Here is a 17570-nt window from a genome sequence, read left to right as displayed (position 1 = left end):
GTAAAAGTAATTAGAGATAGTTTATCCCTTACCTTTCCGGTCGTAAATTAGCCACACATTTTCTCTGATGGAAAGAACGTTATGGCTGATTTATTCACTCCTTTTAAATTGTCAGATTTACAACTGGCCAACCGGGTTGTTATGCCCCCGATGACCCGTTCAAGAGCGCCAGATGATATTCCAACAGCCTCCATGGTCACCTACTACACACAGCGGGCCAGTGCAGGACTCATCATTGCTGAAGGCTCACCTGTCAGTCGCGAGGGTCAGGGGTATCTGTATAACCCTGGTATATTTATGCCGGAACAGATCGAGGGGTGGCGCAGGGTAACAGAGTCTGTGCATCAGGCTGGAGGAAAAATTATTCTTCAGCTATGGCATGTTGGCCGCATTTCACACACGTCCATTCAGCACAATCATCTGGCGCCGGTCAGTTCCACCCATCGCCTCGCTGAAGGTGTAATGGCGTTTGGCTTCAATGATTCGGGTGAACCCGACTTCGTACAGTCATCGGTCCCAAGAGCACTGGACACCAGTGAAATTAAAAGAGTGATTTCTGACTTCAGGCAGGCAGCTGTCAATGCTGTTGAGGCCGGTTTCGATGGTGTGGAGCTGCATGCTGCCAATGGATATCTCTTCGATCAGTTTATGAACCCTTTCATTAATGATCGCCAGGATGAATACGGCGCTCAGTCCTTCACAAACCGCATGCGCTTTACACTGGAAGTCGTTGACGCTGTATCGGATGCGATTGGTCCGCAACGGGTAGGAATAAGGCTTTCACCTTTTGGTGTCATTAATGGCGTCAGTGTTCCTGATGATGAGGAGGCTATTTTTCTGGAGCTGGGTAAAGAACTCGCTCAGAGGAGTATTTCATTCATTCATGTCATGGATCAGACAGGCTTTTTTAATACTCCCGAGGGCGTAAAACCAACAAGCGACCTGATCAAGGAACTGTTTATCCAGTGGCGTTCTGTTGCAGCCGACATTGCATTAATGATGGATGGCAGCATGAACCTTCTCCGCGCAAATCACTTAATACGAACAGGTGTCGTTGACCTTGTAGGGTTTGGTCAGGCCTACATTGCAAATCCTGATCTTGTGCTGCGCCTGCAGCATGGTTATCCGCTCAATGCTGCTGATCGCGCAACATATTATACCGGCGGTGATGCCGGTTACGTTGATTATCCGTTCTACGTCAAAAAAGAGGCTTGAAATGGCACAGTATGCTGAATTCAGAGACAAAGTGGTATTGATCACGGGGGCCGGTTCCGGCATTGGCCGCGTAACAGCAGAAGCATTTGCGGCCCAGGGAGCAATCGTCGTGGTGTCTGACATAAACGACCTGGCAGGAAAACAGACAGTCCAAAAAATTCTGAGTAATGGCCAAAAAGCGGAATTTATTCAGTGTGATGTCAGTGATGAAAGTCAGGTTAAAACGATGATTGAGAATATCGTGAAACATCATGGGAAAGTGGACATCGCATTTAACAACGCGGGGCTGACACAAAACTCCGAGCCTCTTTCGGAACAGTCTCTGGAAACCTTTTGTTCAGTTTTTGATGTAAGCGTGCGTGGGGTCTTTCTTTCAATGAAATACCAGATTGCCCAGATGGAAAAGCAGGGACAAGGTTCCATTGTGAACATGGGGTCCATGTCATCAGTCGTAGGAATCGCCGGCCTCAGCACATATTCAGCGTCAAAACATGCCGTTCTGGGGCTGACCCGAAGTGCAGCTCAGGAATATGCCGCAAAAGGAATAAGGATCAATGCAGTCGGTCCGGGAACGATCGACACGCCTATGATTGAGAGATTTATTGAGCTAGCGGGTACAGATGAAGTAATGAAGCCTATCCGCGCTGCACATCCCATCGGCAGAACGGGGCGTCCGGACGAAGTGGCTGAAGCGGTGATGTGGCTGAGCTCTGACGGCGCATCTTTTGTGATCGGACATATGCTGATGGTTGATGGCGGTTACAGCATTCAGTGAGAGGTATGAAAATGAAGACATGGCTGATAACCGGAGCTTCACGCGGTCTTGGTTTAGTTATCGCCAGGGCTGCCCTGGAAAACGGTGACAATGTTATAGCCACAGCTCGCCGCCCCGAAAAATTGTCGGGACTTAACGATATAGCGAACGGAAAGCTGTTAGTGGTAAAGCTGGAGCTGAATGATACTGAGTCCGTTGATAAGGCGGTAAAGGCAGGTATTGAAGCTTTTGGAAGCCTGAATATTCTCGTCAATAATGCCGGGTACGGTCAGTTAGGCTTTTTTGAGGAAATTGATGCAGAAGCCGTTGAAACTCAAATAGCCGTCAACTTTCTGGGCACGCTTAACGTGACTCGTGCAGTTCTCCCTGTTATGCGTCAAGCCGGAAAGGGCCATATTATTAATATTGCCTCAATTGCGGGCGTCGAAGGTTTCGGTGGTTCGTCTGTCTACTGCGCGTCAAAACATGCTATGGCAGGCTGGTCAGAGGGGCTGGCACATGAGGTGGCTGATTTTGGGATTGCTGTCACCTGTCTGTATCCCGGTCGCTTCAGAACGGATTTTCTTGACCGGAGTTCAGTGCGTTATGGGTCAAAGAGCATTGATTCTTATGCGACAGAATCGCTTAAGCGTATAGAAGAACTGGATGCAGGAAATCATGTGCAACCCGGTGATCCAGAAAAATTGGCCAGCGTGCTGGTTCAGCTAACGAATATGCCCGCGCCACCGATCATTCTTCCGCTAGGAAGTGACGCTCTTAAGGTCTTCGAAAAGAAAAAAGAGCAGTTTGACTCAGTCATTAAAAAATATGGGGATCTGGTGTCTTCTACGGACTATTAAAACGTTGCCTTAGTGGAGGGGAGAAGATTGTTATTTCCCCTCTGCCTTAGCTTCAATGTCCGCTCCTGGCACAAAGCGGACGATCTAACTTAGCTGAAGGTCCGCTGAGAGCGAGGAGCGGACATTGATATGTGGTCTGTGCTATGTGGATTGTTCTTGCTTCACTGGCGGGAGAGATATCCTCGCCTCCGAAATCAGTTTTTCCACTGCTTCCAGAGGGATATTCTCTTCGTAGCAGATCAAAAAAGAATTCGTGTGTAACATCCGAATAGAAAACTTCAGCAATTTGCCGTAAAGGAGATGTCTCGCGGACAGATAATTCCAGAAACATGCCATCACGTAATATTTCGCTTCCAAAACTCAGTTCAAATTTAATTTGAGACATATTATACGAACTCCTTCTTTTCAATCACGCAAAACATTTTGCGTTAGTGATATCAAAAACAATTTGGTCAGGATACAGCGGAATAATATTTCGATCACGTTAATCTCAACTATAAAGCCATTCTATGAGTAATCCTGAAATCGTCATAACACGCCAACGTCCGCTCCTTGCACAGAGCGGACTGATATCATCTAAATATCCTCTATGAGCGAGAAGGAGACATTAGAATTTATCCCGTCGCAATGAAAATGACTACGAAAGTCTTGGATATTCATATTTCAGATATCTGAAGATGCATATTTCTTACATCTCTCAACGGACACTCTCATCCTTAAATAATCCATTAATTATTATGAATTTCTTGTCATACTCTCTGATTGCTGATGTTGTGCAGTTTTGTTCCTTTACATGAAAATATATTGCAACATCAGCATTATTCTGATTAATAATCCTGGGTTTCGATACATCATATTCAAAAGGTATTTTTTTATTACTGACTTCACTACTGGCAGATTTATCATCAGAAACAGGCTCAGTCGTACCACACAGTCCGGAACTCGGATCTTCATACCAGTCAAATAATGTATAACGGGTGTAGGGTTTTTCACTGTTACCGGCGATCAGACTTAAAATCTCGTACTTCTGATACAAGTCACTGTATCTGAAATTGGTATTTGATGAATATATCAGCGCGTAGTGTTTGTGGTTTCCACCGGTAAACTCCTGTTTGATTTCCGTATACATGCGCAATCCTGGAATATCTTTACCATAGGTGCTTCTTTTAGCATCATAAAAATAAATCCCCTCAGTGTTCTCATTAACTAAAAACTGATAATTGTTTAGTCTGAAACAGGTATCGTTCTTCTCTGGAATAGAGGCTGTCGACCCGCTTCTGGATTCAACATATTTTTTCAATAAGCTGAATCCTGGCTTATCCAACGCTTCAGCGCATGGCAGAAACCAGTTTTCCGCACATGAATATGAGCTGTAAAGACAGCAAAGAGGAAATAAAAGACGTCCTGCAATATTCATAACAGCGATCCTGTAAATGTTCACTCACTAGTGAGTTGCCTGTATCTGCTTTGCTCGTAGCCACCGGCAATATTGTTGCCACCGGGAGTAGCCATGCCGGTTAAAAAACGTCTGACACGGACTGAACCGCTGAACCGCTGAACCGCTGAACCGCTGAACCGCTGAACCAGAATGAGTACAGCAGTGTCGCTAACCCGATGGAAATTCTTTGATGAAATCATAACTGATTATTTCAGGATAAACACCAGTGTAAGGTGGCCTGTCACACGCATCATTCAGCCCATCCTTTTGTGTTCTGTTGATGTTTACACTCAATGATATAGATGCCAAAAATCTGGTTCTGGTAGGTGATTCAGCGGGTGGTTTGATTGTCGTTACAATGATGCGTAAGGCGCGTGACGCAGTTAATCTGCTCCCCGCTGCGGCAGTGGCTATTTCAACCTGGGCAGATCTTACTCATAGCGGTTTGTCAGCCATTACCCGTGAGTGGATTGATCCTCTTTGTAACGTCGGTTTTCTCAACATATTAGCTGACCTGCTCCCCGTTGCTAAACTCAGACTATTGCTGGTTACTTCAGCTTTTAGTTCATGACGGCATCACGAACAAACCGATGTCCGCTATGAGCGAGGAGCGGCCGTTTGGGGTGTTCACAGCAGGTGGAAATTTTACTTACACAGCCGTGGTGGGGTTAACGGGAACCGATCAAGACATAAAATTGCCCGTTCGTTCCTTACACTAACTGAACAGGTAATCGGTAAGCAGGCCGAAAGCGGTGTCGATTTTAGAGAGAAAAGGCATTGGCTAATTTTTCAGCAAGCAGATACCAGAAGCTGACCGGCATTTTTCCAGCTGATTCTGAATACCGGGGCATGATCTGATGAAGGCATATCGGATAATGTTCTCTCCACAATGGTGCCCCCGAGGCGCTGATAAAAAGCTGTTGCCTGGGTGTTATCTTCAAACACCCATAAATAGAGCGGTGACTCATCATCCCTGCTCTTGACCCATTCGGCTGCGCGACAGAGAAGTTGTTTTCCTACACCGTGACCACGTAGTGAAGAGCTTACATGCAGGCTGTCTATATAACAGCCCCACTGCGCGTCATAGTGGAGCTTAATACATATGAAGCCTTCAACCTTTCCATCATATTCAGCTACAAACACTGTTTCGCTTTCATTGCTCTGATTCAGTGCTGAGCGCCAGTGTGAAAGTCGATCTTTCTGCGCCTGATTTTCAAGGAAATCCGCAGACATCACTTTCGTGTAGGTATCTCTCCATCCGGCGGTGTGTAGATGTGCTATTGCATCGGCATCACTGTGCTGAGCCTGTCTTAAGTGAATCACTGTTACCTCTCACAAACGCAATGGCGTTTCATGTTAGCAAAATCACATTCAGTCGAAAATCAGCTTACCAGGTTCAAACCATACATCACATCTTGCGCAAGGATGAAAATGAATCTGGAAAACTCATGGTGACAGAATGCTTACCTCATACGTAAATGTCCGCTTCTGGCACAGGGCTGCTGTTGCAGCCCTGACAAACTTAGACTTCAATCGATTCAGAAATCTCTAACGCATCATCGACTTCAATACCCAGATAACGGACCGTGCTTTCCAGTTTCTTATGACCTAACAGGAGTTGAATCACACGAAGATTCTTAGTTTTCTTGTAGATCAGGTAAGGTTTTGTTCTTCTCATGGAATGTGTACTGTAAAGAGAATCTTCGAGACCAATTTTTGCTACCCACCCATGAAAAATTCGGTTGTATTGCCGGGGTGATATGTGTTGGTTAATACCGACCCGAGATCGGAACAGGTAGTCTTTACTGCGTAAATTGCCAAGCTTTATCAATGCAGAAACAGCCTCTCTTGTCCCTTTGGTTATCTCAAATTGGACAGGGCTGCCGGTTTTCTGTTGTAGCACCGTAGCTCTGCTTGAAACAGAGCTACCATATGCAACATCAGATACTTTGAGTTTTACCAGATCACAGCCTCGAAGCTTACTATCCAGGGCCATATTGAACAGAGCCAAATCGCGCGTTTTACCTTCCAGTTCAAGCCTGATTCGGATCCCCTAGATATGAGATATCTGAAGTGGTCTTTTTTGGCCGATGATACGGTCTTTGTTCCACGGTGATGTGTTCATACTCAAATCTCCTGAAATGTGGGTGATCTGAGTATGGCTGTCCCTCATGAGCGAGAAACGGTCATTCAGGCTATCCGATCAACGGCCAGAGTTTAGAGCCCATTGCCAAAAATGAGACTTCTCTCTGCAGGTGATCCATTTACGGAAACGCAGGACTTGCACCAATAAAATGAGAGTTGGATCTGAGCTGCCTGTATTATTCTTTCTGAAGTTTCCTTCTTGAGAAGGCTTCTGTTGGAGTGCACAACCCCGTGCTTGCCCTTCGCAATGAGTGGATTGCTTCCTTGATGTACTCATCTGACCTCCACCTTGCCTCATGAACCTTTTCTGAAAATTGCCGATAAAACATTCACCGCAATCAAATCATGCGGCTCTGTACACATTACTTATCTTTCCTTTAAGGGAAGTATATTTCGTCAGCACCATGCATGAATGCTGACGCCTACACCAGGAATAAATATGAACAACATTAGAATCGGAGTGCGTCTCGGTATCACCTTCGGGTTTATGGCGCTCCTTGTTATGTTTATGGTGCTCATCGGCATCGTAAAAATTAATGCTCTCGGTAATGCCAATGATGACATATCAGGAAGTCTTTACACCAAAGCCTCCACTTCTCTGTCGATCCGTTACTACACATCAGATATGAGCCGGCTTGCGCGTAATGCGATTCTCCTTAAAGACGTTGCAAAAAGGGAAAAAGCCATCAGCGATTATCGCGGCGAAAGACATGAAGTTGACAGTCTTCTCAGTCTTATTGGTAAGCAGGTGAATACGCCCCAGGGAAGCGAAATTTTCACCCGCCTCAAGGCCCGTGCAGAACTTTTTCTGCCTTTCATTGATGAGGTGGTGGCACTTGCCCAACAGGGAAAAAGCGATGATGCCACCCAACTCCTGTTTGGCCCCCGTTACCAGACTCAGGGAGACTTTATGGCGTCGCTGAAAGAGATGCAGACCTTCCAGGAGGCCCGAATGAGCTCTGCCGCTGCGCAGGCTCGCGCCGACCGTTCGGGTGCGCTGATGATGTTAGTTGTTGCCGGCGTGGTTGCGCTGTTGCTGGCCGCGGTATCTGCCTGGGTTATCACCCGGAGTATCACGCGGCCACTTAATGTGGCCGTTGAGGCCGCCCGCCGGGTGGCGCGCGGCGACCTTACTGGTACCGTCACTGCAGATCGTAAAGACGAAACAGGCATACTGCTGTCTGCCATCAGTGACATGCAGGCTTCGCTGATTAACACGGTCAGCCTCGTGAGAAGCAATGCAGAAAGCGTGGCATCCGCCAGTACCCAGATTGCCCAGGGCAACACAGACCTGTCGCAGCGTACCGAGGAGCAGGCCAGTGCCCTTGAACAAACATCAGCGACCATGACGCAGCTCGGCGTGACGGTAAAAAACAACGCAGACAATGCCCGTCAGGCCGGCCAGCTTGCTGTAAGCGTTCGGGACGTGGCAAATAAAGGCAACGAGGCCACCACGGCCATTACCGGCACAATGAAATCTATCAGCGAAAGCTCCGGCCGTATCGCTGAAATCACCGCCGTCATTGACGGCATAGCTTTTCAGACCAACATTCTGGCGCTGAACGCCGCAGTGGAAGCGGCCCGTGCCGGCGAGCACGGCCGGGGATTTGCGGTGGTGGCAAGCGAGGTCAGGTCACTGGCACAGAGAAGCGCTTCGGCTGCGGGTGAGATTCGGCAGCTGATTGCAGCCAATGCTGATACTGTGGGACAGGGTAATGCACTGGTGATTCACGCGTCTGAAACGATGTCAGGAATTCTCTCCGCCGTAGGAAAGCTCACAGACACTGTTGAAGAAATCAACTCCGCCAGTGCCGAGCAGGCTCGTGGGATTGAGCAGGTAGGCATTGCCGTTACGGAGATGGACACGACGACACAGCAGAATGCTGCACTGGTTGAAGAGTCGGCCTCCGCTGCTTCAAGCCTCAGGGAGCAGGCGGAACGGCTTCTACAGGCTGTGTCTGTGTTCAGTCTGAGTGGCCCTTCTTCGCTTTCCGTTGCTCATGTGCCCGCCACGGTTGTAAAGCCGGGTTTTAAAACCGCAGCTGTAAAAACCCGCGCGGAAGACGAAGACGGAAGCTGGACGCATTTCTGATCGGTGTACAACGCCTGCTGCTGACGTGATGCAGTTAAGACTGAATGCTTTCGATAAAATGGTTAAATTTCTCCGGCTCGCCGGAGAAATATCAGAGGCATAAAGATGTTAACCGGACAAAATTACACGTCATTAATGCATTCAGATCCCAGCTAAGTCCGCTTCTGGCACAAAGCGGACAGGCTGACTGAGCTGAAGGTCCGCTTTGAGCTGTGAATTCAACCGATGAACGCACACATGCATAACGCCTCTGATGAACAGAGCGCTGAACTGTGCTGAATTTATCAGGGTTCAGGAAGCAGACTGAAGATCACCGAAAAAGAGACGTCATTTTACTAAAAAAAGAGTCATTCGGCCTGCTCTCCCGAACTTAATCCTAATCCTAAATACGAGGTATCACATGTTCGTCAGGACGCCATGCCTTCCGCTTATTAATATTTACTTACCGTAATTAACTAAAGGCGTCATCAAACTGTCATCAAAAAATCTTTGAATAACCGAGGCGCATCTGGGTTTCACCTTCCAGGCAACCCGCTGTGTTCCTACAAGTTTTTGTGATTACGTTTCTCAATTCGCTGAGCGCTGTCAGGGCAATCAGCCTTCTGTTTTCTTAAGCTGAGAGGAATCGTTATGCCTGTATCTGTTATAAAATACGCAGTTAAAACCGCCGCGTTAGCAGCGATCGTACTGGCTGGCCTGCAGGGCGTTTCGTTCGCAAATGATCTGCCTTCTCGCACGAGTTTAGGGCCCGATTCAGTTAAAGAAATGTCCGCTCAAAAAGCAAACGCCTCCACTAATGAAAGCGCTACCAAACTGGCCGCGTGGCATCACCATCTGGAGATTAATCCGGGTTGTAATGATCCCTCTTCAGGTCTTGGTTGCACCGACGATGACAATGCATAACGCGTAAAAGCTGCAGGCACCGTTTACAGATGCGGTGTCTGCACTGAGAGGAATAGATAAAAAGTACCGTCATCCAGACTGCTATTCATTCAGGCACTGGAGCATGAGGCATGTAAAGCCTCTTACAAAGTAAAGGCTGGCATCGCGTGCTGGTTACTGCCCTGCCGACCCGGCCATTCCTACCGGTTTCTTTGCAGGGTCTTGCCAGATACCCGTTTACCTGTAGAGGGTCAGAGGCGTCGTGAGTTTGAACCTCCTCCGTTCACGGGAATTCGCGGATAACAGATAAACCCGATGCGGTGTTATTCCTCTCAATATAAATATCCGGAGCTGCATAAACGAAAGGCTGACCTTATTCAATGCGCCAGTCAGTTACGTTTTTTCAGAATTTTATCTCTCAGCTGTGGGTAGCAGACCTGCAAACCTGTATCCCTCAATAAGTTCATCAAAAAGCTGAATATTGTTCCGGCTTCTGGCCATTAGCTGTGCGCCGGCGATGGCTGAAAAAATGGCACCGGCACGCATTCTGCTGTCTTCTGACGCAGTGATCCCCGCTTCCAGTAGCTGCCCTGCCAGCCAGTCTATATTGACGTCCGCAAACTTTTGCACCTCAACTTTGACAGGTTCAGGCAGATCATCATATTCCGCCGACATGAAACTTCCCATACAAAGTCGGTTTCCGCTTTCCAGCGAACGGCGAAATATTTGTGGATAGCGGCTCAGACTCCTGAGCGCATCGCCTTCCGCATCCCTCAGTACGTCCAGGTCACGCGCCGTATCCTCCCAATAACGCTGGGCCACCGCCGCACCCAGCTCGGCCTTGCTGGGGAAATGATAGTAAATGCTTGCCGCTTTAATCCCCACTTCATCTGCCAGTCCGCGGATATTCAAACCTGTATAACCATGCGCCTGCGCCGCCAGACGGGCTGCGTTCAGAATTTCGTCGCGGGATGTTTTGCTCATTATGTCACTCCTCCAGAAGCCAGAATCCCAATTCTAACATTTGTTAGGTAGGTATTGACAGCGTCATTTTACAGGACTAGAGTTTAACTACCAACTGTTAGGTAGGCTATTAACCAAGAGGATTTATCATGAGCAAAGAAATTTATTACTCAGACGCGACTCACCTGGCCAGAATGATCCGTAACCGCGACGTTTCTCCCGTTGAGGTGATGCAAGCGCATCTTGATCGGATTGCCGCCACTAACCCGGACGTCAATGCTGTTGTAACAGTGGCAGAGGATGCCCTGAAGCAGGCTGCCGCTGCCGAAGCCGCCGTGATGAAGGGTGAGAAACTGGGCCCGCTTCACGGCGTTCCTTTTACCGTAAAGGACTCCATCGATACGGCAGGTGTGCTGACTCAGCGTGGTTCACCTATTTTCAAAGGCCGTCGTCCTGACGAAGACGCAACCAGCGTGGCTCGTTTTAAAAAAGCAGGCGGCATCCTGCTGGCTAAGACGAACCTGCCGGAATTTTCATACTGGATTGAAAGCGACAACCTGCTGTCCGGGCGCTCTAATAACCCATGGGACCTGACCCGGACGCCCGGCGGCTCCAGTGGCGGTGAGTCTGCCGCGATTGCCGCAGGCATGTCTCCGCTGGGACTGGGCACGGATTTGGCCATCTCGGTACGAGGCCCTGCGGCGCAGACCGGCATCACTTCCATGAAAGCCACGCACGGCAGCGTGCCCATGACAGGCATCTGGCCGCGTGCGCCCCGCCGCTTCTGGCATGTTGGCCCTATGGCCCGCTCAGTTCGCGATATTGCCCTGGCATTCTCTCAGCTTTCGGGACCGGATGGTCACGACGCATTCTCCAGCGCTGCGCCCGTTCATTCTGACGGGCTGCCGTTTGTAGCATCGCGTCCGCTGCGAATTGGCTGGATGACCGGCCCGGGCTTTGGGCCGGTTGATCCGGACGTTAACGCCATCGTGAAGGCGGCTGCGGAAGCGCTAAAAGCACCGGGCGTCGTTGTGGAGCATGTCGGCATTCCTGCACTGGAGAAGGACTTTGCGCTGGATGTGTTTAACCGGCTCCACGTCATGGAAATGAAGCCCGCCTTTGCGGCGGCCACGGCCGGTCGCCAGCCTGATGAGATCTATAAAATGGCGAAAAACATGCTGTCGTTACCTGATACACCGATGTCTGCTTATATTGATGCAGAGCAGGCCGCCGAACGATTGCGTGACGGCTTCGCGGAATACTTTTCACGCTACGATGCGCTTATCACGCATGTACTCCCCATCCCGGCGCATAAACACGGCGTGGACAGGTTTGTTATTGACGGTCAGGACGTTGATGCCACTTATCTGCAAGGTGCCACGGTGCCGCTTAACGTCACAGGGTTGCCTGGTGTAGCGTTGCCGTTTGGTAAGAGTCGTGAAGGCTTGCCGGTTAACGTGCAGATCGTCGGCAAATGGCATGATGAGCACGTCATTCTCCATATTGCCTCTCTGCTGGAAGCAGTGAGCCCTGTGAAAGGTTCTCATCCGTCACTGTAACAAGGATCGTGCCCCACGAACCCCGTGGGGCATTTAAGATCGTCGCTCACGTCTCAGCATGGAGCTTAACCCGTTGTTCCACATTTCGTTCATGGCGCAGGCAATTACCGCTAATGACCGTCGGCAACCCACCCAGAAGCACTGTCGATCAACCGCTTCAGAGCTGGCGAAATGTCTGCTGATTTCAGGCCACCCCGGTTTCGAGGTCAGGCACCTCGCCTTGTAACTGCAGGTAAAGCACGCCGTGACGTTGCAGGTTTCTTAGCGATGCAGGAACCAGCGCTATTCCCATCGCTGCTGAAACGAGGTCAGCATGGTCACTGCCTGACCATCACCGGTCGCAGCCTGGCAGAGGAGCTGGCGGATATTCCAGCACAACCGCAGCCTGATCAGAACGTCATCCTGCCGCTTCAGGCCCCCCTCTAAAAAGAAGGCCACCTGGCAATACTTAAGGGTAATCTGGCCCCTGACGGGGAGGTCGCAAAAATCAGCGGCCTGAAGATGCCCGCTATCACCGGTCCGGCACGCGTATTCGACGATGAAGCCAGCGCAAAGCAGGCGATCCTTGAGGATCGGATACAGCCTGGTGATGTGCTGGTGCTGGGATATTTAGGACCCAAAGGGGGGCCGGGGATGCCCGAAATGCTCTCCCCGACAGCGGCCCTGGTGGGCAAAGGATTGGGAGAGAGCGTTGGCCTGATCACTAACGGCCGCTTCTCTGGTGGCACCTGGGGAATGGGGGTCGGTCATATCGCACCGGAAGCTTTTGTAGACAGAACCCTTGCCTTAGTGGAGGAAGGCGACGCCATCACTATCGATGCCCATCGGCAACTGCTGCAACTGAATATCGATGAGGCGCTACTGCAGGAAAGAAGAAACCGCTGGAGCCCACCAGCGCCACGTTACACAAGAGGTGTGCTTGCGAAGTTTGCCCAACTGGCGATGCCGGCTTCCAGGGGCGCGTGTAACGGATAAACGTACCGGATAACGCTGTTTACTGACAATGGTCGAGGTATGTCAGTAAGCAGCAGTCCGGGAAGCCCTAGCCAGCCCCTGCTTTGATAGCGATGTTGTCGTCGTGGTCTCTTTTACTGGGATACTTTTCTGCTTTACCTAAAGCAATGTTTTTGCGGTTGCTAAAGCCTCTTCTTTAGAAGCAGCTATCAATAAAGGATAGCCCCAAAATTTTTCATAAATAATGGCGAAAGGTCTGGCTGCAGCCCTTTTTACAGTGTTGGGCTCAATCAGGATTGACGCTTTAACAAAGGTTTTTAATTCATTTTTATGCGCTTTCATCCAGCGGGTTGTCATCTTCATCTCATCGGCGGAATGCTCATGTTTGCTTTCAGTAAAGCCTTCACCGCTAAGCAGTACGAAGGGTGTTTTGCGAGCCAGTAACGCTTCGAATTCACTAAATGCGGGGGCAGCCGAATCCTTTCCAGGAGCATTCATTTTTATCCATACAACGGGAAAATCGGCATCGTCAATTTGCATAGTCATAATCCTGTGAATCGGTTGATTAAGATTTTCAGCTCTCCTGATGCAGCGCTGAAAAATGGCCGCTTCGGCAGCATGACGCGCAACGCACCAGGCAACCTCCACCCCTGTTAAATGAAATTATCTGAATCCCTTTTAGACTGCATTGCGAATGTTGGTCATAATATTATTCAAAATTGCCAAATGCTGCTTTCAAAACCAAGGTTGAATACATGTCCCGGCTATCTTCTCTGAATGCTGTTGCTTTGCCTGATATTGACAGTATCCCTCGCCCCATCTTTGCACTGAGCGCATCCATGATTTCAAATGGCTGGGAACATGAAACACACCAACATCGTAAGTCGCAATTGCTCTATTCAGTCCGTGGTGTGCTCAATTGTGAGGTCGACGAGGGGATGTGGATTGTTCCACCTCAATGTGCAGTCTGGATACCGGGCAACATGCCACATTCAGCACGGGGTTCTGGAAATACGGAATGTTACTGTCTGTTTATTGAACCTGAGGCGATACCCGCGCTTCCAAAAACCTGCTGTACACTCTCCGTAAACCCACTCCTGCGCGAGTTGTTGCTTAAAGCTGCGGGTTTACCGCGGCTTTATCCGACAGAGGGACCGGAAAGCCGCTTGATAGCAACCCTTCTTGATGAATTATCAGCGGCACCAGTAGAAGATCTGCATCTGCCAATGCCACGCGATCGAAGGCTGCGACAGCTTGCTGAAAAGCTACTGGCCGAACCTGCTGATAAATCCTCTTTGGGCGAATGGGCCCATCGCATCGGTATGAGTGAAAGAACCATGAGCCGGCTGATGCTGCAGGAGATCGGAATGAGTTTTGGTCATTGGCGTCGGCAGTTACATGTCATCCTTTCACTTCAACGGCTAACCCGTGGGGAGAGTGTTCAGACAGTCGCGCTGGAACTTGGCTATGAGAACGCCAGCGGATTCATCACCATGTTTCGAAAAGCAGTAGGCAAGCCGCCCGCTCGCTACCTTTTTGAAAGAACAGAGAAGGCAACAGGCGGAGCTTCGGGCATTATGCCCGGCAAAATTTATTTGGATTAAAGGCACTGCCGGATCCGTCATCCATTGCACGCTCTGTTCGTCGACGCTAAAGCCGTTACCCTTCTTTCTGCACTGACAGCGCTGCCTTGCGTTAACCGGTCATCCCCTTCGCGATGCTATCGGTATGAGGCGGGCGCTGACGGAAGACACCGGGCAATAACAATCCATAATGCCAAGAAACATTCCGGCAGCATCTCTGACTTCTTTTTGAACATACCTCCCGTCGCAATTCAAGACAGTGTTGAAGCACCTAAGGGGAACGATCCTGGATGGGTATTGCTTATCATCCGGCAGCACGTAAGACGAAAAAGATTCGCACTGTCAGCGCCATTACCTTACCGACAGTGCGTAAAAGAACCGACTTTTCTGCAGCAACGTTAATATTCCCCCCTTTTAAGCTGCCTGTCTGACAGGCACTCATCCCTTAATTGTCCGGAACGATTGCCCGAGTGCGGCCGCGTTTTCTGTCGTTAAATCTGTCTTTACCCTGATGTAAAGAAAACAGGCAACTTTTGGCTGAAATGAAAAATTTTATGTCTGTGTTTCGCTATCGGAAAAAAGATTTTCGCTGTTAAATGAGAATGATTTTTATTTTTAATTACATGAGTCTTATGTAATTGAAATGTCAGGAGTCAGCGTACTGCAGCGGCAACAGGTGCTGAATTCACTGCAGCGCAGGGTAAGTGGCATTGACTGATAACGAAGTCATGGAAGGCGTGGATACGACCATTCGGGTACGATTTAACGTTATGAAAAGCATACTGATGTTTAAAAAAACATCGTGAGCAACCTGGCTCTTATTCGTTTCAGTGAAATGTATTTTATTAAACCTAGACGAGTACATACAGACATGAAAGTTCGAAGAGCTCTGATTCCACGTTCTTGTGCAGTAATGCTTAGTGCATTAATGAGTTCACTGTCATTCCCTGCACTGTCAGCAGACAGCGCCGTGGCTGCGACTAAACAGAATACCCTCACTGTAACAAGCGAGGGGAAGACTCCCCCGGAAGAAAATGCCTGGGGGCCAGTAGGCTCTGTTGTGGCAAAGCGAAGCGCGACAGCGACTAAAACTGACACGCCACTCCGTAAAACGCCTCAGTCCATTACCGTTGTTACGCGTGAAGAGATGGATTTGCTGGACCCACCGACGCTGAAAGATGCTTTTCGTTACGCTGCAGATGTGATGGTTGACAGTCGGGGATCGGTAAGCGGCTTTAATTCAGTCAATATCCGGGGGTTCAGCCAGATCTCGGATAATATTTATCTGGACGGACTCAAACTTCAGGCCGACAGTTTTACTTCCTTCCAGGTCGATCCTTACATGCTTGAACGTGCTGAATTGCTGCGTGGCCCTGCATCTGTTCTGTATGGTCTGAGTGAGCCTGGCGGTGTTATCGCGCTGGTCAGTAAGCGCCCCACGCCGCAGACCATTCGCGAAGTGCAGTTTAAAACTGGCAACCATAATCTTTTCCAGACGGGCTTTGATTTTGGCGGCGCGGTTGATGATGACGAGAAATTAACCTACCGCCTGACAGGTGTAGCCAGCGATCAGGACCAGCAACAGACGGGTGAAAAAGCAAAGCGTTATTCATTAGCGCCTTCATTCACATGGCGCCCCGATGACAAAACTCAGTTTACTTTTTTAAGCAGTTTCCTCGATGAACCCAATATAGGATGGTTTGGCTATTTACCGAAAGACGGCACGGTAACCAGCGGTGCGGGTGGAAAATTACCCACAAGTTTTAATGATGGGGAACCGGGTTATAACAAAATTTCCCGTAAGCAGAAGTTAGTCGGTTATACCTTTGAGCATCAAATTAATGACAACTGGACTGTGCGTCAGAACTTGCGCTACGGAACGGTAGATATGGATTACCGAACCATCTATGGAAGCAGTGTTTCTCCGTTTGATCCTTCTTTTTTAACCCGGGGTGCACTTGCGGCCAAAGAGCATTTATCGAGCTTCGCGATGGATACTCAGGTGCAAAATAAATTTTCTACAGGTAACACAGACCATACCCTGCTTATGGGCATAGATTACCGGCGCACACGGAATGATGTCTGGCAGGCGCTCGGTCTGGCATCCAGTCTGAACCTGGTTAATCCTGTGTATGGTAATACCGCTGTACAATATTTCGGTTACAGGAGTCAGGTCGATCGTCTTGAACAGACTGGCCTCTATTTGCAGGATCAGGCTGAATGGAATCACTGGCTATTAACATTGGGTGGTCGTTATGACTGGTCTGAAGCAGACAGCGTCAATCGCCTTAATAACAATTCCGCCTCCAAACAGGACGATAATGAATTTACATGGCGAGGAGGTCTGAACTACCTGTTTGATAATGGTCTTTCACCTTTCATTAGCTACAGTGAATCCTTCCTGCCAACAGCAGGAGCGGATTATACAGGGAAAATGTTTCGGGCATCTCGCGCCAAACAGTATGAAGCCGGAATCAAATATATACCTGACGGTAAATTGATTTCCGCCACCTTATCGCTGTTCCAGATAACAAAAGATAAAAATCTGACGTCAGATCCTGAGCATATTTTATATTCAGTGCAAAATGGCGAGTTACGCTCCAGAGGCATAGAACTGGAGACGAAAGCAGCACTGACAGAAAATGTGGATATTATCGGCAGCTATTCCTACACGGATGCTGAATATACCAAAGACACCTCATACGAAGGTAATCGCCCAGCTGAGATCCCTAAAAATATGGCGGCATTATGGGGAAACTACACTTTTCATGAAACGGCGTTAAGCGGATTGACGTTAGGGCTGGGAAGTCGCTATGTCGGGTCGACGGAAGGTGATAACGCTAACTCCTTTAAAGTGAAGCCCTACACGATCTGGAATGCCGTCATCCAGTACGATCTGAGCAGGTTCAATCTGCCGGGTTCATCAATTGGCTTAAATGTTAACAATCTTTTTGATAAGAACTACGTCGCAGGCTGTTACGCCACGACGGCGTGTTTTTACGGCGCGGAGCGACAAATTACGGCAACGGCTACGCTCAGGTTCTGATAATGCACGTCCTGAAATGAATGTTTCCCAGAATCAGACTGGCTTTTATCCTGCGAGTTCCACCGATGGATGCAACACA

General features: G+C 49.0%; 15 protein-coding genes and 2 pseudogenes. 11 read left to right on the top strand and 6 right to left on the bottom strand.

The genetic code is table 11. From position 1 onward, the window contains the following. Positions 1–81 precede the first annotated feature (81 nt). The 3 genes from ACPXSQ_RS04315 to ACPXSQ_RS04305 are packed head-to-tail and all read left to right on the top strand — an operon-like array spanning position 82 to position 2829. Positions 82–1215, top strand: coding sequence for an alkene reductase (locus ACPXSQ_RS04315; RefSeq protein WP_042677372.1), 1134 nt, complete (start codon positions 82–84; stop codon positions 1213–1215). Between the two features lies 1 nt (position 1216). Continuing rightward, the gene (locus ACPXSQ_RS04310) at positions 1217–1990 is read left to right on the top strand and encodes a glucose 1-dehydrogenase (RefSeq protein WP_041457592.1); all 774 of its coding nucleotides are present in this window, start codon (positions 1217–1219) and stop codon (positions 1988–1990) included. A gap of 11 nt (positions 1991–2001) precedes the next feature. Next, the gene (locus ACPXSQ_RS04305; RefSeq protein ID WP_041457590.1) at positions 2002–2829 is read left to right on the top strand and encodes an SDR family oxidoreductase; all 828 of its coding nucleotides are present in this window, start codon (positions 2002–2004) and stop codon (positions 2827–2829) included. 52 nt (positions 2830–2881) lie between these two features. Here the strand turns inward: ACPXSQ_RS04305 and ACPXSQ_RS04300 are convergent, their stop codons facing one another. Next, positions 2882–3214: a hypothetical protein gene (locus ACPXSQ_RS04300; protein ID WP_240678518.1), complete on the bottom strand. Its 333-nt coding sequence runs from the start codon at positions 3212–3214 to the stop codon at positions 2882–2884. 312 nt (positions 3215–3526) lie between these two features. Beyond that, complete coding sequence (locus ACPXSQ_RS04295) at positions 3527–4246, bottom strand: hypothetical protein (RefSeq protein ID WP_128392165.1); 720 nt, start codon at positions 4244–4246, stop codon at positions 3527–3529. Between the two features lie 325 nt (positions 4247–4571). Between ACPXSQ_RS04295 and ACPXSQ_RS04290 the strand changes: the two are divergent. Beyond that, a pseudogene (locus tag ACPXSQ_RS04290) lies at positions 4572–4778 on the top strand (steryl acetyl hydrolase); the annotation flags it as partial. Positions 4779–5056: 278 nt separating this feature from the next. On the opposite strand, the gene ACPXSQ_RS04285 reads toward ACPXSQ_RS04290, so the two are convergent. Together ACPXSQ_RS04285 and ACPXSQ_RS04280 are read right to left on the bottom strand one after the other, a co-directional pair. Then, positions 5057–5590 (bottom strand): GNAT family N-acetyltransferase, encoded by a 534-nt coding sequence (locus tag ACPXSQ_RS04285; RefSeq protein WP_013025476.1) that lies wholly within the window; start codon positions 5588–5590, stop codon positions 5057–5059. 199 nt (positions 5591–5789) lie between these two features. Then, positions 5790–6392, bottom strand: a pseudogene (locus tag ACPXSQ_RS04280) (site-specific integrase). Between the two features lie 459 nt (positions 6393–6851). Here ACPXSQ_RS04280 and ACPXSQ_RS04275 point away from each other — a divergent pair. Both ACPXSQ_RS04275 and ACPXSQ_RS04270 read left to right on the top strand, forming a co-directional pair. Beyond that, positions 6852–8504 (top strand): methyl-accepting chemotaxis protein, encoded by a 1653-nt coding sequence (locus ACPXSQ_RS04275; protein ID WP_128392166.1) that lies wholly within the window; start codon positions 6852–6854, stop codon positions 8502–8504. A gap of 630 nt (positions 8505–9134) precedes the next feature. Beyond that, complete coding sequence (locus ACPXSQ_RS04270) at positions 9135–9407, top strand: hypothetical protein (RefSeq protein WP_022622961.1); 273 nt, start codon at positions 9135–9137, stop codon at positions 9405–9407. Positions 9408–9797: 390 nt separating this feature from the next. Here the strand turns inward: ACPXSQ_RS04270 and ACPXSQ_RS04265 are convergent, their stop codons facing one another. Beyond that, positions 9798–10370: a TetR/AcrR family transcriptional regulator gene (locus tag ACPXSQ_RS04265; protein WP_014593504.1), complete on the bottom strand. Its 573-nt coding sequence runs from the start codon at positions 10368–10370 to the stop codon at positions 9798–9800. Between the two features lie 128 nt (positions 10371–10498). Here ACPXSQ_RS04265 and ACPXSQ_RS04260 point away from each other — a divergent pair, with 128 nt between their 5' ends. The 3 genes from ACPXSQ_RS04260 (at position 10499) to ACPXSQ_RS04250 (ending at position 12883) form a co-directional block, all read left to right on the top strand. After that, positions 10499–11908: an amidase gene (locus ACPXSQ_RS04260; RefSeq protein ID WP_105091408.1), complete on the top strand. Its 1410-nt coding sequence runs from the start codon at positions 10499–10501 to the stop codon at positions 11906–11908. A gap of 267 nt (positions 11909–12175) precedes the next feature. Next, positions 12176–12334: a hypothetical protein gene (locus ACPXSQ_RS04255; protein WP_019105368.1), complete on the top strand. Its 159-nt coding sequence runs from the start codon at positions 12176–12178 to the stop codon at positions 12332–12334. Positions 12335–12346: 12 nt separating this feature from the next. Continuing rightward, on the top strand, positions 12347–12883 hold the full coding sequence (locus tag ACPXSQ_RS04250) for a dihydroxy-acid dehydratase (RefSeq protein ID WP_258167529.1): 537 nt from the start codon (positions 12347–12349) through the stop codon (positions 12881–12883). A 138-nt stretch (positions 12884–13021) separates the two neighbouring features. On the opposite strand, the gene ACPXSQ_RS04245 is transcribed toward ACPXSQ_RS04250, so the two are convergent. Continuing rightward, positions 13022–13402, bottom strand: a complete 381-nt coding sequence (locus ACPXSQ_RS04245; RefSeq protein WP_029569897.1) for a hypothetical protein — start codon at positions 13400–13402, stop codon at positions 13022–13024. Between the two features lie 215 nt (positions 13403–13617). On the opposite strand from ACPXSQ_RS04245, the gene ACPXSQ_RS04240 reads away from it, so the two are divergent. Both ACPXSQ_RS04240 and fhuA read left to right on the top strand, forming a co-directional pair. Then, the gene (locus ACPXSQ_RS04240) at positions 13618–14466 is read left to right on the top strand and encodes an AraC family transcriptional regulator (protein WP_014593501.1); all 849 of its coding nucleotides are present in this window, start codon (positions 13618–13620) and stop codon (positions 14464–14466) included. An 850-nt stretch (positions 14467–15316) separates the two neighbouring features. Next, positions 15317–17491, top strand: coding sequence for a ferrichrome porin FhuA (fhuA, locus tag ACPXSQ_RS04235; protein ID WP_105079508.1), 2175 nt, complete (start codon positions 15317–15319; stop codon positions 17489–17491). Positions 17492–17570 lie beyond the last annotated feature (79 nt).

The sequence above is a fragment of the Pantoea sp. EEL5 genome (assembly GCF_049892805.1).
Classification (GTDB): domain Bacteria; phylum Pseudomonadota; class Gammaproteobacteria; order Enterobacterales; family Enterobacteriaceae; genus Pantoea; species Pantoea ananatis.
This window is presented reverse-complemented; position numbering and strand designations above follow the sequence as displayed.

Bases quoted from the DNA above. Each gene is read 5' to 3' on its own strand.
- ACPXSQ_RS04305 (WP_041457590.1), top strand. From the start codon at position 2,002: ATGAAGACATGGCTGATAACCGGAGCTTCACGCGGTCTTGGTTTAGTT.
- ACPXSQ_RS04275 (WP_128392166.1), top strand. From the start codon at position 6,852: ATGAACAACATTAGAATCGGAGTGCGTCTCGGTATCACCTTCGGGTTT.
- ACPXSQ_RS04265 (WP_014593504.1), bottom strand. From the start codon at position 10,370: ATGAGCAAAACATCCCGCGACGAAATTCTGAACGCAGCCCGTCTGGCG.
- ACPXSQ_RS04255 (WP_019105368.1), top strand. From the start codon at position 12,176: ATGCAGGAACCAGCGCTATTCCCATCGCTGCTGAAACGAGGTCAGCAT.
- ACPXSQ_RS04245 (WP_029569897.1), bottom strand. From the start codon at position 13,402: ATGCAAATTGACGATGCCGATTTTCCCGTTGTATGGATAAAAATGAAT.
- ACPXSQ_RS04315 (WP_042677372.1), top strand. From the start codon at position 82: ATGGCTGATTTATTCACTCCTTTTAAATTGTCAGATTTACAACTGGCC.
- fhuA (WP_105079508.1), top strand. From the start codon at position 15,317: ATGAAAGTTCGAAGAGCTCTGATTCCACGTTCTTGTGCAGTAATGCTT.
- ACPXSQ_RS04270 (WP_022622961.1), top strand. From the start codon at position 9,135: ATGCCTGTATCTGTTATAAAATACGCAGTTAAAACCGCCGCGTTAGCA.
- ACPXSQ_RS04260 (WP_105091408.1), top strand. From the start codon at position 10,499: ATGAGCAAAGAAATTTATTACTCAGACGCGACTCACCTGGCCAGAATG.
- ACPXSQ_RS04240 (WP_014593501.1), top strand. From the start codon at position 13,618: ATGTCCCGGCTATCTTCTCTGAATGCTGTTGCTTTGCCTGATATTGAC.
- ACPXSQ_RS04310 (WP_041457592.1), top strand. From the start codon at position 1,217: ATGGCACAGTATGCTGAATTCAGAGACAAAGTGGTATTGATCACGGGG.
- ACPXSQ_RS04295 (WP_128392165.1), bottom strand. From the start codon at position 4,246: ATGAATATTGCAGGACGTCTTTTATTTCCTCTTTGCTGTCTTTACAGC.
- ACPXSQ_RS04300 (WP_240678518.1), bottom strand. From the start codon at position 3,214: ATGTCTCAAATTAAATTTGAACTGAGTTTTGGAAGCGAAATATTACGT.